The sequence below is a fragment of the Acinetobacter sp. EKM10A genome (assembly GCF_011075215.1).
GTDB lineage: Bacteria > Pseudomonadota > Gammaproteobacteria > Pseudomonadales > Moraxellaceae > Acinetobacter > Acinetobacter baumannii.
On the sequence record NZ_JAALLK010000005.1, the window covers coordinates 26,551 to 42,696 of the forward strand.

Annotated in this window: 14 protein-coding genes; 6 read left to right on the forward strand and 8 right to left on the reverse strand. The window is 37.2% G+C overall.

Translation table 11 applies throughout. The annotated features are described in order from the left end of the window. Positions 1-4: 4 nt before the first annotated feature. Positions 5-880, reverse strand: coding sequence for an urease accessory protein UreD (locus G9371_RS08295; RefSeq protein ID WP_005111787.1), 876 nt, complete (start codon positions 878-880; stop codon positions 5-7). Positions 881-1,074: 194 nt separating this feature from the next. Here G9371_RS08295 and G9371_RS08300 point away from each other — a divergent pair, with 194 nt between their 5' ends. Together G9371_RS08300 and G9371_RS08305 are read left to right on the forward strand one after the other, a co-directional pair. Continuing rightward, a complete protein-coding gene (locus G9371_RS08300) occupies positions 1,075-1,398 on the forward strand; it encodes a hypothetical protein (protein ID WP_029423927.1) in 324 nt (107 codons plus the stop codon). Between the two features lie 202 nt (positions 1,399-1,600). After that, a complete protein-coding gene (locus G9371_RS08305) occupies positions 1,601-2,080 on the forward strand; it encodes a copper resistance protein NlpE (RefSeq protein ID WP_000749178.1) in 480 nt (159 codons plus the stop codon). 62 nt (positions 2,081-2,142) lie between these two features. On the opposite strand, the gene G9371_RS08310 is transcribed toward G9371_RS08305, so the two are convergent. Beyond that, on the reverse strand, positions 2,143-3,747 hold the full coding sequence (locus tag G9371_RS08310) for an isocitrate lyase (protein ID WP_000214787.1): 1,605 nt from the start codon (positions 3,745-3,747) through the stop codon (positions 2,143-2,145). A gap of 588 nt (positions 3,748-4,335) precedes the next feature. Between G9371_RS08310 and G9371_RS08315 the strand changes: the two genes are divergently transcribed. From G9371_RS08315 to G9371_RS08325, 3 genes are all read left to right on the forward strand, one after another. Further along, on the forward strand, positions 4,336-5,325 hold the full coding sequence (locus G9371_RS08315; protein WP_001047619.1) for a LysR family transcriptional regulator: 990 nt from the start codon (positions 4,336-4,338) through the stop codon (positions 5,323-5,325). A 123-nt stretch (positions 5,326-5,448) separates the two neighbouring features. Next, a complete protein-coding gene (locus G9371_RS08320) occupies positions 5,449-6,774 on the forward strand; it encodes a hemolysin family protein (RefSeq protein WP_000051871.1) in 1,326 nt (441 codons plus the stop codon). A 551-nt stretch (positions 6,775-7,325) separates the two neighbouring features. After that, complete coding sequence (locus G9371_RS08325; protein ID WP_000956799.1) at positions 7,326-8,663, forward strand: CitMHS family transporter; 1,338 nt, start codon at positions 7,326-7,328, stop codon at positions 8,661-8,663. Between the two features lie 47 nt (positions 8,664-8,710). Here G9371_RS08325 and G9371_RS08330 read toward each other — a convergent pair whose 3' ends face one another. Continuing rightward, positions 8,711-9,223 carry a hypothetical protein gene (locus G9371_RS08330; protein WP_029423928.1) on the reverse strand — a complete coding sequence of 171 codons (513 nt, stop codon included), beginning with the start codon at positions 9,221-9,223 and terminating at the stop codon, positions 8,711-8,713. A gap of 221 nt (positions 9,224-9,444) precedes the next feature. Here G9371_RS08330 and G9371_RS08335 point away from each other — a divergent pair, with 221 nt between their 5' ends. Continuing rightward, positions 9,445-9,993, forward strand: coding sequence for a DUF2239 family protein (locus G9371_RS08335; protein ID WP_001092989.1), 549 nt, complete (start codon positions 9,445-9,447; stop codon positions 9,991-9,993). A gap of 52 nt (positions 9,994-10,045) precedes the next feature. Here G9371_RS08335 and cysN read toward each other — a convergent pair whose 3' ends face one another. From cysN to lysS, 5 genes are all read right to left on the reverse strand, one after another. After that, complete coding sequence (cysN, locus tag G9371_RS08340) at positions 10,046-11,659, reverse strand: sulfate adenylyltransferase subunit CysN (RefSeq protein WP_000019502.1); 1,614 nt, start codon at positions 11,657-11,659, stop codon at positions 10,046-10,048. Positions 11,660-11,689: 30 nt separating this feature from the next. After that, entirely contained in the window at positions 11,690-12,598 is a 909-nt protein-coding gene (gene cysD / locus G9371_RS08345) for a sulfate adenylyltransferase subunit CysD (protein WP_000140408.1), read from the reverse strand. Further along, on the reverse strand, positions 12,591-12,722 hold the full coding sequence (locus G9371_RS08350) for a hypothetical protein (protein ID WP_002011285.1): 132 nt from the start codon (positions 12,720-12,722) through the stop codon (positions 12,591-12,593). Before G9371_RS08350 ends, cysD begins: the two co-directional genes overlap by 8 nt. A 258-nt stretch (positions 12,723-12,980) precedes the next feature. Next, entirely contained in the window at positions 12,981-14,423 is a 1,443-nt protein-coding gene (locus G9371_RS08355) for a capsule assembly Wzi family protein (RefSeq protein WP_029423929.1), read from the reverse strand. Positions 14,424-14,612: 189 nt separating this feature from the next. Further along, positions 14,613-16,142 (reverse strand): lysine--tRNA ligase, encoded by a 1,530-nt coding sequence (gene lysS, locus G9371_RS08360; RefSeq protein ID WP_000193744.1) that lies wholly within the window; start codon positions 16,140-16,142, stop codon positions 14,613-14,615. Between the last annotated feature and the right edge of the window lie 4 nt (positions 16,143-16,146).

Genomic DNA, 16,146 nt, shown 5'->3' on the forward strand with positions numbered 1-16,146 from the left:
TAACTTAAGTTTTCCAAATTCTTGGAAATTCTTCATCTAAATCAAACCAATAACGTCTTAATTTAGCCCGTATAGCTGCGAAAGCGTCATGACATTGTCGTACATCATTTCCTAAAAAACGCGCACACAGTACATCTTCTAATAAGGTCAACGTCACGGGAACATCCATACGCATAATGAGTTCACGGATGAGTTCAATATGTTGCTCTAAATAAAATGAAGAACGGAATTTTTCAGGGGGCACGGCCCAAAAGCTGGCCATCACCGCCTGATTATTCATTCCTAAACACGAGCTTAACCAGCGATCTCCCCCTTCAAAATATAAAGTATCGGCAACTAATAACTTGTTCTTGCGCCATAATTTAAACTGGTTGTGATAGCTTCCCTGAACAAAATTCTCAGCCCGAGCCTGCCGCCCCAAGACCAACATATCCCATCCAATAAAACTTGCTGTTTGTTCAAGATGGATATCTGTTTCAGAGTGGGCTAAAGCACCGTCAAAAAGCATTGTTTCTTGCGGCATCCACTCTAAAATAGAATCATCTTTTACATTCAAATAAATATGCTGGAAAGCCTGTTTTCCATTTGTTCTATACCACTTACCCGCTCCCGGTGTGGTAATTACAGCATGTGCCTGCCCTTCTGTTTCAATTTGAAAAGTAAGATGATCACCGCCTGCAATTCCAGCAGGTGGATGAACAATAATGGCATGACAAACCCCAGTTTTTTCGGGCCAGAGCATTTTTTGCACCCGAACGGGGCCATAATGCTTTCTGTGACTCATTATGGTGCGCGAGTTTTCATAACAAAACCCCAGTTCTAACTGGGCATACCAAAATGGTGCTGAAGAAGTCTGAAAAGTTTGTTGAATTCGATTCATTTTGGCTCATTTTTGATAATGGCTTTTTTGATAAGCAAAATATGCACCAAAAGCAAAAAGTGGTTATTACAAACTTAGAAACAATTTTTTTATTTTAATGAGTCAAAAAATCATCAATGTCTAACATAAAACCACAGTAAAGCATGGAATTATTTATACAATAGCGCCCATCCTCGCTCTTATAAATTTTTCCCATGAAAATCTTTTTCGTGTTAGTACCGTTTGTATTTTTAACTGGGTGTATTTTTGGCCAATCAAGTGAGGTCAAACGTGCAGAAAAAATTTTAAATAACTTTCAATGTAAAAATATTGAAACAAGTGAAATTTCTACAAGTTCAATCAATTCTTATTACCAGCAATCTTTAGCGGTGAGTAAGGAAAAAGCGACCTCTTATGTAGAAAGCTATAAAAATGGTGAAGAATTATTTGCAATGCCCTTAGATGAAGTCGTAGAACAGCAATACCAACTTTATAAAGCAGCGTGCGATTCTTTAGGTGGGGTTTCTGCCCAACCATAAATACTTAAAAGTATTCATTAAATCAGTTTAGTGGATACTTTTAATTCTCAACTAAAATATAAAAAACATAGTACCAATCTGTGCAATTTTCACTCACTTTACCTTTTGTTAAAATTAAGCTACATACTAGAGCTTTTATTTTCGTTTCTTTTTTCCTAGCCTGTCAGTACTTTATATTTATTTTTTTGAGGTTTTATTCATTATGAAAAAATCATTATTAGCAATTGCACTTATGAGTACTCTTCTTGTCGCATGTAATAAACATGAAAATAAAACAGAAACAACCTCTGATGCATCTACTCCTGTACAAACTGCTCAATCAAATAATAATGAAGCGGTAGATACAGCACATACAGCCGAGAATTCTTTAGATTGGGATGGTAAATATAAAGGTACGCTTCCTTGCGCAGACTGTGAAGGCATCAAAACTGAATTAGAATTAAAAGATGATAAAACTTATGAGCTAACAGAAACCTATCTTGGTAAAGGTGATGCAAACCCATTTGAAACCCATGGTAAGTTTACTTTCGATAAAGACAATACTTCTGTTATTACCTTAGATGATAAAGCTCAAAACCGTAAATTCTTTATTGGTGAAAATACCGCGACCGCTTTAGATATGGAAGGTAAAAAAGTTGAAGGTTCTTTAGCTGAACATTATGTTTTGAAAAAAGAAGATTAATCTATTTTTCAATATAAATAAAAAACCCGCTCAAATGAGCGGGTTTTTTATGAAGTCAATTCTTAGTGAGCTGAGAATTGGTTCATTGTGTTTTTAGCATCGTCACCAGCTTTAAGTGCATTTTCACCAGCGAAGATTTCTTTGTGGTCATCACCGATGTCAGAACCAGCCATTGCTTGGTGTTTCACACATGCGATACCGCCACGGATTTCTTTACGTTGTACGCCAGCAACATAAGCTAACATACCTTGGTCACCGAAGTAACCTTGTGCTAATTCATGAGTAGAAAGAGCAGCAGTGTGGTATGTAGGAAGTGTGATCAAGTGATGGAACACACCAGCTTCACGCGCAGCATCTGCTTGGAAAGTACGGATTTTTTCATCAGCTTCAGCAGCTAATTCAGTATTGTCGTACTCAGCGCTCATTAATTTAGCACGGTCGTAAGCAGATACATCTTTACCTTCTGCAACCCAACGATCGTACGCTTGTTGACGGAAGTTTAAAGTCCAGTTGAATGATGGGCTGTTGTTATAAACAAGCTTCGCATTCGGAACTACTTCTTTTACACGGTTAACCATGTGTGCAATTTCTTGTACGTTTGGAGTCGGAGTTTCGATCCAAAGTAAGTCAGCACCGTTTTGAAGGCTAGTGATACAGTCAAGTACAACACGGTCAATCTGAGTGCCTTCACGGAATTGGTATAGACCAGAAGCTAAACGAGTTGGACGATGTAATTTACCATCACGTTTAATTAAGATCTCATCTTCTTGAGCTTCTGAGATATCAATTTCTTGAGTATCTAAGTAGCTAATATATTTAGATGCGATATCGCCTGGCTCTTTAACTACAGGGATCTTCTGAGTTAAGTCAGCGCCTTCAGAGTCAGTACGAGCAACGATAACACCGTCTTCAACACCCATTTCTAAGAATGCATAACGAAGTGCATGGATCTTAGCGATGAAGTCTTCATGTGGAACAGTTACTTTACCAGCTTGGTGACCACATTGTTTTGCATCAGATACTTGGTTTTCGATTTGAAGTGCACAAGCACCAGCTTCGATCATCTTCTTAGCAAGTAAGTAAGTTGCTTCTTCGTTACCGAAACCAGCATCGATGTCTGCAATAATTGGCACAACATGAGTTTCGAAGTTGTCAATTTGAGCTGTGATTTCAGCTACTTTCGCAGAATCACCAGCTTCTTTTGCTTTATTTAAAGCACGGAACAAGTCATTTAATTCTTTTGCATCAGCTTGACGTAAGAAAGTGTAGATTTCTTCGATCAAAGCAGGTACTGAAGTTTTCTCGTGCATAGATTGGTCAGGAAGTGGACCAAATTCTGAACGAAGAGCAGCAACCATCCAACCAGAAAGGTAGATATAACGTTTGCTTGTCGTACCGAAATACTTTTTGTTAGCAATCATTTTTTGTTGAGCGATGAAACCATGCCAGCAACCTAATGATTGAGTATATTTGCTTGAATCAGCATCGTATTCAGCCATATCACGACGCATAATCGCAGCTGTATACTTAGCAATATCTAAACCTGTTTTGAAACGGTTTTGAAGTTGCATACGAGCAGCATCTTCTGGGCTAATGTCTGCCCAAGTGTTGCCGAATTTTGCTTTTAATTCACGTACTGCATCAATCGCTGTTTGATATGTAGTCATGATATTGTCCTGTATTCATTTTAGGATTTCATCGATCGAAGCCTAGAGTCATGTTATGAAAATTCCCTATGACACCAGCTGCTTCTTCATGTACACAGCTTAGACTTAGCCAATCAATTAATCCAATATCCTTCGTTAATCTTCAGTATTTATTTAAAAAATATACCAATAAATCGATATTATAAGTAAAACTAAAAAACATAACACTTTGTTTATAAAAACAAAATAATCCTAAAGGAGTATAGAATTTTGATTAAAAAACACTCCAAGCTTTATTTTTATACAGTTTTTGAAAATTTTCCATTCATTTTTAATATAAAAAGTCAATTGTAAATTAGGCGAATTTTGCCAATGCAAAATGTCAATCAGCATGCTAGAACAGTACTAAATATTAAGAAAATATTTTTGTTCAATAATTATAAAAATAAAAATAGATCAACGATAATAGAATCCAGCATTTGAGATACTTTTTGCTCATACTTAATTTCAACAAAAAATGTCGTTTTTCTCATCATTTTTTCACACAATGTTCTTTAAATATGGCATAATTTGAAACAATTTTAGGGTTTTATTTTCGGTATTTTTTTTATGAATCTGGAGCGGGTAGATCTTAATCTATTAATATATCTTGATGTTCTTCTTCGTGAAAAAAACGTTACTCGCGCAGCCGAACAGCTTGGTGTTACTCAGCCTGCCATGAGTAATATTTTACGCCGTTTGCGTAATTTATTTAATGACCCTCTCCTGATTCGCTCATCTGAAGGGATGACACCGACAGAACGTGCACTTGAATTACAACCGCGTATTCGTGATGCTCTTTCTGACCTTTCAATGATTTTGGAACCGCGTACCGAATTCCGCCCTTATACCAGTAATCGCGTTTTCCGTATTATGACTTCTGACTATGCAGAAGCCACCCTAGTCCCTCGTCTTGTTAAAGCCCTCCGCTCAGAAGCACCGAACGTTGTACTCGATTTTCTTACTCCAAGTGATGTGTCATATAGAGACATGGAACAGGGTAAAGTTGATCTAGCCATTAACCGCTTCAATGAAATCCCGCAAAGCTTCCACCAAGTTTTGGTTTGGCGTGATAGCTTCAGCTGTATTTTAAATGACAAACACCCTGCTGTGACTCATTTAAATCTAAAAAGCTATTTAGATGCTCAACATATTTGGGTATCTAAAACAGGTATGGGTGTTGGCTTTGGGGTAAACCCAGATAAACAAGGTGGCTTGGGCTGGATTGATCAAGCATTAGAACGTATTGGTCAACGCCGCAAAATTTCTGTATTTACGCGTCACTATCAGATGCCGGCATTACTTGCTCAAAATGTTGACTTGATTGCCACTCTTCCAACTCGAATGGCACGTTTACAAGCACAAAATCCAAAATTAGTTATTAAAGATCCACCGTTTTACATTCCTGAGTTTGAACTTAAAATGGCTTGGTGTCCATTATTGCACCATCACCCAGCTCATCGCTGGTTACGCCAACTCATTCTATTTGTTGCTCGCCAAATGATCGAAGAGGAAAATCGTGAATTCCTAACCAATAATTCACAATTTTCCCACTATTAAATAAGTTTTAATTTAATTGTCTCTTTCAAACATTATCTTTAAGCGCTGAGCAATCAATCTGATTACCTCAGCGCTTTTTTGTGTTAAAACATAGTCATAATAATGATGATCCTCGGGTGATTTGTGAGTCTCTTTCAAAATATCATTATCATCGTACTGCTCATCATCGCAGCAGGCTTTTTATCTTTAACTGAAATTGCTCTAGCTGGTGCCAGAAAAGTAAAGTTAAAGATTTTAGCCGAAGCTGGCGAAGAACGTGCTCAAAAAGTACTTGATTTACAAGAACAATCTGCAGACTTTTTTGCAGCGTCCCAAATTGGCTTAAATGCTGTTGCAATCTTAGGCGGTATATTGGGTGAAGCTGCGTTTCGTCCTTTTTTTGTGAACTTAGTTGACCGTTTCTATGAAGGACCTTGGACGCAAACTATTGGATTTGCCCTATCTTTCACATTGGTAACTTCTTTGTTTATTTTATTCGCCGATTTAATGCCAAAACGCTTGGCAATGATCGCACCTGAAAAAATTGCAATTAGTGTAATTAACCCTATTCAGATTTTTATCAAAATCTGTAAGCCTCTAGCATGGGGAATTAATGCAATTGCCAATTTGCTATTCCGCTTGTTTAAAGTAAATACCACACGCGAAGACAATATTACTTTTGATGATATTTCAGCAGTGATGGATGCAGGTGCTCAAGCAGGTGTACTACAAAAACAAGAACATCACTTTATTGAAAACGTATTTGAGCTTGAAGAACGTACCGTTCCATCAAGTATGACAACGCGTGAAAATGTTGTTTATTTTACGCTTAACGAACATGAAGATAGCATTCGCCAAAAACTGGCAGAATATCCTTATTCCAAATTTCTGGTTTGTAACGAAAATATTGATCAAGTGATTGGCTATGTAGATGCTAAGGATATTCTTGTACGTATTTTAAACAACCAATCTTTAACCCAGCTCAATGAATCGACTATTCGTACGGTTCTAATGATACCTGATACTTTAACACTATCAGAATTACTCGATCGCTTCCGCTCAACAAAAGAAAAGTTTGCTGTTGTAATTAATGAGTATGCGCTTGTCGTTGGGGTAATTACGCTAAGCGATATCATGATTACTGTTATGGGGGATTGGGTTACCCCTATGGAAGAAGAACAGCAAATTATTAAACGTGATAATAATTCTTGGCTGATTGATGGTAGTACACCTATTGAAGATCTTAAGCATGCGCTTGAAATGGATGAACTACCTGATGAAGAGAATTATGAAACATTAGCTGGTTTCATGATGTACCGTTTGCGCAAAATCCCACGTCCAGCCGACTTTGTTGAATTTGGTGGTTATAAATTTGAAGTTGTTGATGTAGACCATTTTAAAATTGATCAGCTATTAGTAACACGTGTATTAGAAAAAAATGATTTACCATCTCCACCTGATGAAAATTGATTTATTTTGGTGCAAAATATCCTGCAAATGCAGGATATTTTTTTGATAAATAATTTTTTCCTTTTAGATAATTATTATTTTAAAATTTTTTATATTAAAAGTTTAATTAATTATCCTAATCACAATTTCAAATATATAAATTAACTCATTCATTAAAATAAAAAAATTAAATTGAATTAAAATAAAATTTTGCACATAAAAGATTTACAGATTCACTTTCGTTATGTAACGTAGGGAGTAGAAGCTTTGTAAATGGGTATACTTCTCATTTCAGTATTTAAATAGAATATAATTTTTAAAAATACATGATAATTTCAAACATGATAAAGGTTTTATAAGTATATATAATAAGCACTATACATTATAAATAGACTATACCATTATTATATATGTTCAGTATTTCTTCAAAATATACCTTTCCAAGTGAATATATATTAACCAAATAAACTAAATATATTATTTGTCTTTTTATTAAAAATTCATAAGAATAATCGAGGTCAGAGTTTTTGAATAAACTTGTTCAGTAAAACTAAAGGCAAAGGATTGATTGTATGCTGACATTACTTGGTGTTGGCATGATTTTATGCTTCATGTATTTAATCATGTCCAAACGTTTAAGCCCTATTATTGCTTTAATTCTCATCCCATTTATTTTTTCTCTTATTGCCTGGGGCCTTGGTCACTACTTTGAAAGCTTGAGCCATATTGAGCTTAAAGGTCTCAGTGAAATGATGCTAGATGGCATCAAAAAACTTGCGCCTACTGGCGTAATGCTATTATTTGCAATTTTATATTTTGCCTTAATGATCGATGCAGGTCTTTTCGATCCTCCGGTTAAATGGATTTTGAAAAAAGTTAAAGGTGACCCCCTAAAAATTACATTAGGGACCGTTTTTTTAACTACATTAGTCTCTCTTGATGGCGATGGCTCAACCACTTACATGATCTGTGTGGCAGCCATGCTCCCTCTTTATCAACGCCTCGGTATGAATACACTGATCATGACAGCACTTATGTTGTTATGTAGTGGTGTAATGAATCTGACCCCATGGGGTGGTCCTACTGCCCGTGCAGCAAGTGCGCTCCAAGTTGACCCAAGCCATATCTTTGTACCAATGATTCTTCCGATGGTGATTAGTATTGGCTGGTTATTCTTCTTGGCATATTTATATGGTCGCTATGAGCAAAAACGTTTAGGCGTGATTGAGCTTGAAAGTCACCATGGTGACAACATTACAGTTTCAAAAGACCCAGAAGCAACTCGTCCACATTTACGTAAAGTAAATATGGTACTCACCATTCTTCTTATGATTGCATTGATTAAAGGTATTTTACCGATGTCAGTGTTATTCATGCTGGCGTTCTGTATTGCAATGCTCATCAACTACCCTGATGTTGATATGCAGAAAAAGCGTATCGCTATGCACGCAGACAGTATCTTGGCTGTTGTAGGTTTAATTTTTGCGGCAGGTATTTTTACAGGTATTTTATCTGGTACAGGCATGGTTGAAGCCATGTCTAAAGAATTTGTTGCAATGATCCCTACAAGTATGGGGCCATATCTAGCGCCAATTACTGCTCTGGTGAGCATGCCATTGACGTTCTTTATGTCAAATGATGCATTCTTCTATGGTGTATTGCCAATTCTTGCTGAAGCAGCCTCACATTATGGTATTAGCCCAGAAGCGATTGCTCGTGCATCAATTGTAGGTCAGCCAGTGCATTTGTTATCACCTCTCGTTCCATCAACCTACTTGTTATGTGGTCTTGCTAAAGTCGACTTTGCAGACCATCAAAAGTTCACTTTTAAGTGGGCATTTATTACTTGTATGGTATTGATGGGTACAGCTTTAGTGATTGGTGTTTTCCCACTTTTTAGTACGATGTAATTCTGCTCTACTATAAAAATAAAAGCCCCTATCGGGGCTTTTATTTTTTATTTATTTACATACTCAATCATGGCATCTAAGAACGCATGAAAGTGCAAGCTAATATCTTCTTGTAAAATTTTATAAGCATTATCAAATTGTACCATTGGAAAGCCTTCTTTCCAAAATGGGAAAATATTATGCAAATCATGAGTAACTATTGCATCTTCTCGAACAATTGCTTGTGAAATTTGTGCCAAAACTTGCGCTGTCTCTGCGCCATCAACAGCAAGATAATCAATATCACGCGCTTTTAAAATACGAATTCGATCTTTTTTATAGCGAATTTTTTTAGCTTGAGCTGCATTTAAACCTAGTCCAAGAGTAACTGCCTCTACAAACTTCTCTTCAAAATTTGTATTTAGTGCCACCAAAGCCTGCTTATGTGCTTCCTGACGTCCTGCTTTTCCCCCGTTACGGATGATCTCATTGGCTTCCGTATCTAGCTTATCTTTTTTCATCGACTGTAAAATGTCTAAAATTTCGATATCGCTTAAAGATTCAGGAGATTGCTCAAACATAGGAGTCTCTATACATACAACTAAAGGCGTATTCTCTCATAAAAGCGATACTAAAGCAGAGTAAAATTTTTAATAGCATATTATCTTGACTATTTTTTTAGTCCTAATCTCAGAGACTACACTCATAAAATCCGTTAATTCTTTGGTTATGATTTTACCATTTGCCAAATTAATTTTACCCTGATAATATTATTTTACCCTGATAAAAATATGCGGCTAAAATGAATACTAAAATCACCTATACTGCTTTCACTGGAAGCACGCTTATTGCGAGTGACTCCCTTGTTGAACTTGCAAAGAAACTAAAAGCTCTTCCTAAAACAACAGAAAATATTCTGATTTTTAATGATCAAACAGGTCAACAAATTGATCTTGATCTTTCTGGTTCAGAACAAGAACTTCAACAACGTTATGCTGAACCGGAAGAAATTAAAAAAGTTGGACGACCTAAACTTGGAGTAATTTCACGTGAAATCACTTTACAGAAAAAACATTGGGATTGGTTAGATCAGCAAAGCGCGAGTGCATCAGCAGTGATTCGCAAGTTAATTGATAAAGAGTTAAATAACCCAAATTCTGAAGGCAATATTATGCTAGCCAAACAAGCTATCGACCGCTTTATGTCTGCTATGTTAGGCAATATGCCAAATTACGAGGAAGCAACACGCGCCTTATATCAAGGTGATCGAGATATATTTTTAAAGATGATTCAGAGCTATCCCAAAGATGTAAGGGAATATTTAACTTTAAAAACTCAAAATATTTTCTAAACTCAATAAAAAAACCCGCTTACGCGGGTTTTTAGAACTTATTTTCAATCTATTAAAGACGAACTAATTCCACAATTTTCTCTACTGCTTCTTCAATCGTTTCAGCAGTTACCTCTGTATCTATACCATCCACAGAAGTTGTGATAATGACAACACCCGTCTCACGTAATAGAACCAATTGCTCAGCTGTTAAGCTTGTTTTCGCGATCGCAACTACACCTTGCTGAATCAGCAAACTTTCTAAAGCTTGAGCTTTTTCAATTAACTGTGCAGAAACACCAATAACAGCAGGTTTTTGACCTAAACGAGCAGCACGATCTTCAGCAGTAACAGGATTACTATGAGCCGTCCACTCTACCGCGGCTTCTACCATGCCCGCGCCAACAGTTACGTTACTTAAACGGTCAATAAAAATAAATGAACCTGTGTAACGTGAATCTTGATAACGGTCAAACACGACTGGAGCATCAAACTCAACCACAACATCTGCAATCGCATTTAACTCAAGCTCTTCTACTTGAGTGTGTTCGAGCGTATTCACATTTACACGATAGTTAATATTAGTTACTTTTGCTGGAACAGTTTGTGTACCAATCTTAATATTGTACAACTTACCTTTTACAAGTGGGTGTTCATTCATCCATACCACTGAAGCACGAACACTTCTTGAAATTAATGGTTGCTCGCCTGCACGTACTAAGACATTACCGCGACTAATATCAATTTCATCATTTAACGTTAAGGTGACTGCCTGACCCGCAACTGCCTGCTCAAGGTTACCGTCAAAAGTAACAATTTCCTTAACTGTAGAACGCTTACCAGAAGGCAACGCCACAATCTCGTCACCAACTTTAATTTCACCTAATGCAACTGTACCCGCAAAGCCACGGAAGTCGAGATTTGGACGGTTTACATATTGAACAGGGAAACGGAATTCATGTTTACTTGACTCGCGGTTGATTTCCACAGACTCAAGAATACTCATTAAGGTTTGCCCCTTGTACCAAGGAGTATGAGCTGATGGATTTACAACGTTATCGCCATTTAAAGCAGAAATTGGAACAAATAAAATATTGGCTGGACGGCGATCACCCAATTGGCTCACGAACGCATCATATTCAACCTGAATTTCATTAAAACGTTCAGATGAATATTCAACCAAGTCCATTTTATTAATGGCAACAACAATATTTTTAATTCCAAGCAAACTCGCAATAAACGTATGACGACGAGTTTGAGTTTGTACACCATAGCGCGCATCGATTAGGATGATTGCAAGATCAGCAGTCGATGCACCTGTTGCCATGTTACGAGTGTATTGTTCATGGCCCGGTGTATCAGCAATAATAAACTTACGTTTTTCAGTCGAAAAATAGCGATAAGCAACATCAATGGTAATACCCTGCTCACGCTCAGCCTGCAAACCATCTACAAGTAATGCCAAGTCTGGTGCATCACCTGTTGTGCCCACTTTCTTACTGTCACGTGTTACAGCTTGCAATTGATCTTCATAAATCAATTTTGAATCATAAAGTAAACGACCAATTAAGGTACTTTTACCATCATCTACGTTACCACAAGTCAAAAAGCGCAAAAGGTCTTTTTGTTCATGTTGTTTTAAATACGCCAGAATGTCTTGGCTGATTAAGTCTGATTGATGAGACATTGCTCAAACTCCACAAATTTAGAAACTGTCTTAGAAATAGCCTTCTTGCTTTTTCTTTTCCATTGAGCCTGCTTCATCATGGTCAATCATACGACCTTGACGCTCAGAACTTGTTGCCAACAGCATTTCCTGAATAATTTCTGGCAATGTATCAGCTTCAGACTCAACTGCACCTGTTAATGGATAACAGCCAAGCGTACGGAAACGTACAGACTTCATTTGTGGAACTTCACCCTCTTTTAAGCGCATACGTTCATCATCAACCATGATTAGCGTACCACTACGCTCAACCACAGGACGAACAGCAGAGAAATAAAGAGGAACAATTTGAATATTTTCTAAATAGATATATTGCCAGATATCCAACTCTGTCCAGTTTGATAACGGGAATACACGAATACTTTCGCCTTTGTTCACTTTACCATTGTAAAGGTTCCAAAGTTCAGGACGTTGGTTTTTAGGATCCCAACGATGTTTGCTATCACGGAATGAATACACACGCTCTTTCGCACGTGATTTTTCTTCGTCACGGCGCGCACCACCAAAAGCAGCATCGAACTGATATTTATCCAAAGCCTGTTTTAAAGCTTGGGTTTTCATAATATCCGTATATTTCGAACTGCCATGATCAAATGGGTTGATTCCTGCTTCACGGCCTTCTTTATTCTGATGAACAATTAAATCAAAACCATGTGTTTTTGCCATGTTATCGCGAAACGCGATCATGTCTTTAAACTTCCAGCCCGTATCTACATGTAATAAAGGGAAAGGAAGTTTTGCAGGATAAAATGCCTTCAATGCAAGATGGAGCATCACAGCCGAGTCTTTACCAATTGAGTAAAGCATGACTGGATTTTCAAATTCTGCGGCTACTTCACGGATAATATGAATACTCTCAGCTTCAAGTTGCTTGAGATGTGTAAGTCTTGATTCAGTCATGAACACGCCCTTCTCTATCCATTTTGCCCATAAAATCTAGAAGCGGTATTACACCACCACTTAGAAGACCATGTGGAGGAACGAGTGCCATAACAACTCCAATTTTTCGTGATAAATAGTCCAACCACAAGCCTTTATATGGCTTATAGCATTAGTTATGCATTATAGTGATTTAAAACCGATTCCTTTTGCTTGTTTTTTCATATTGATATTCAAATTCATCATATACATGTAATATGCTGATTCACTTATACAACTTTGTAATCCTAGCTTGTGTAGTCGACTTAAGCAAATCATGTTCTAGTCTTTAGATTTCTTTAAAAACCATAAAAAAAGAGAAGCCTCTGTAGCCTCTCTTTCTTATTATAAGGTTAACTAAAAATTAGAAACCAAACATTTTACGCTCTAGAGGAATTTCCACTCCAATTGATGCACCCGCATCATTACCTTCTAAGTCAGAATCACTTACCCAACCATTAATTTTTAATGGAAGATCAGGTTTGATGTAATGCGTCCAAGTTAGATCAAGCGCTTTAATTTCATCATCTTTGGGGAATGCTTTATTAGTTACTGAATTAGATTGATTAACTTTAACCACCATAGCACGACCGCTTAAACGATTCATCACATCAAAGCGGATATCGCCACCCACAGAATACATTTGTCCATCGCCACCCATTGCATGTCCTAAAGGGAAACCATGCTGGTAATAACCATCTTTATAAACATAGTGTCTATAAGATATACCTCTGACATCACCATTAGTACGGGTATCGGCCCATTCTGCATAAAGCTGGTATGGCATATTATTATAGCTAGAAGAATAGTCAACACCTGCTAAATACATTTTTTTAGAAGGAAGTAGTCCAGCTTCATCTTCACCTACATATTGACCATAAATACCAACAGGAGCATTTATAAGAGATTGTAGATTTAAACGAGCATCAAAACCTGCGATTTGGTTAGAACGATCTTCATCAGAATCATACACATTGTCATTCCCTTTAATTGCATTCCACAAAGAATCCCAACTTTCAGAACGTCCTTCACCACCCCATTGTAAAGTACGAGAAGCACCTAGTTCTAAATAGGGTAAAGGTCTTGCAGTTAAACGTAAGCCTAATAATTTGGCATGAGGAACCGCTTTATAATCATCTAATTGGCCTGCAAAAGCTTGATATTGCCAAGGTCCAATCCAAGATAACCATTTTGTCTCAAAAGCATTTTGTACAGCTCTTTGTGCCGTCACGCCATACACAGGACGACTTGCATCGCCACGGATTAAGCTACCATCATGTCCAGGTCCCCACCATGTTGGAATTTGACCTGCAACAAGCCACTGGTTCCAGAGTTTACCAGCGACATATGAACCTTCGACATTAACGTCATGTCCACTATCAATTTGAGGGTCTTTTTCTGCGTTTACACGGATTTTTGCATCCCAATTTTCACCACCAGCATTAAACTCTAATGAACCTTGGTACTGTGATTTTTGGTTATCGCCAAATGCTTGTGGAATATTTTTAATATCAGATTCAGCAAAAGCACCCACTTTAACTGTATTGTTATCCGCTTTTAATGCATTAAGTACTGAATTAATAACTTTTTGCTGTGCTGGATGAGTCACTTTAGCTTGAGAGAGAGCTCTTTGAATTTCATCACCACTTAATGGCCAAGTAGAAGTGCTGATGTTAATAACACCTTGTTGATTCAACCAGTTTAAGTCGGTACGCAAATCATCATTATTAAGCACTAAACCTTGTGCAAAAACAGCCGATGAAGCAGTTGCTAATAATGCAATCGAAAGTGTTTTTCTTAAAAACATGTCAGCACAATTCTCAAAGTTATTTATGAGCAACACATTAATTTTTTTATCGCAAATTTGCAATTGTTAAACTGTGCAATTACATTTTTTAACGGTGTTTTAAGTTTTCTATAACTTAAGTATTTTTTATATATAAATAGTTAATAAAAAAGGCAGTATAAACTGCCTTTTTCTGTATTGAAGATTAAATTAACCTTCTTTACGACGCATATGCGGGAACAAAATCACATCACGAATACTTGGTGCATCTGCAAAAAGCATAACCAAACGGTCAATACCAATACCTTCACCCGCTGTTGGAGGTAAACCATATTCAAGTGCTTCAACAAACTCTGCATCGTAATGCATTGCTTCATCATCACCAGCATCTTTTTCAGCAACTTGCGCTTGGAAACGTTCAGCCTGATCAATCGGATCATTTAACTCACTAAAGCCGTTTGCCAATTCACGGCCACCAATAAAGAACTCAAAACGATCAGTAATGTGCGGATTATCATCATTACGGCGAGCAAGTGGAGAAGTCTCTGCTGGGTACTCAGTAATAAAAGTAGGCTGACGAAGTTTAGTCTCAACCGTTTCTTCAAATACGATTGTTTGAAGCTTACCTAAACCAAAACCAGGTTTAACTTCTTCTTTTAATTCCTCACGGACAAATTTTGCAAGGAATTCACGATCACCTACATTTTCAGGTGTGAACTGCGGATTATTCTCCAAGATCGCATCAAACATAGAGATTTTCTTGAATGGTCCTTTAAAGCTAAATACTTCACCTTGGTAAGGCACATCAGTCGTACCTAAAATATCAAGGGCTAGCTTTTCAAGCATGTTTTCAGTCAAAGCCATCAAGTCTTTATAATCAGCATATGCCTGATAAAACTCGATCATGGTAAATTCAGGGTTATGACGTGTTGACACCCCTTCATTACGGAAGTTACGGTTAATTTCGAACACACGCTCAAAACCACCCACTACTAAACGCTTTAAATAAAGCTCAGGTGCGATACGCAAGAATAATGGCATATCTAAAGCATTATGATGCGTTTCAAACGGACGTGCAGACGCGCCACCCGGAATCACATGCATCATTGGCGTTTCAACTTCCATGAAACGTTCATTAGTTAAAAATGCGCGAATACCTGCAACGACTTTGGCACGAATTTCAAAAGTCTTACGCGTTTCTTCATTCACAATTAAGTCAAGATAACGCTTACGATATTTAACTTCTGTGTCGTTCAAACCATGAAATTTATCCGGCAATGGACGAAGCGATTTTGTAAGAAGTTCAAAACCTTCAAGGTGTACATATAAGTCACCTTTGCCAGAACGACCGATATAACCTTCAGCAGCAATAATATCGCCAAGGTCTAAACCTTTAATAGTTTCAAGCGTATCTTTTGGTAAACCTTTACGGTCAACATATAATTGGATACGACCAGTCATGTCTTGAATCACCATGAAAGAACCACGGTTTAACATGACACGGCCAGCAACTTTTACATAAACATGTTCAGCGCTTTCGATTTGTTCTTTAGACTGATCTTTAAATTGTTCTTGTAAATCAGCAGCGTAATGTTCACGTTTGAATGTATTTGGCCAAGGACTCTTTCCAGTTTCCTTTGCAACATCTTGGATTTGCTTTAATTTGGCATGACGCTGTGCAATTAAATCGTTTTCGGAAATAGTTGGTTCAGAAGTCGATTGAGCGTTTTGTTGCGTCATCTCT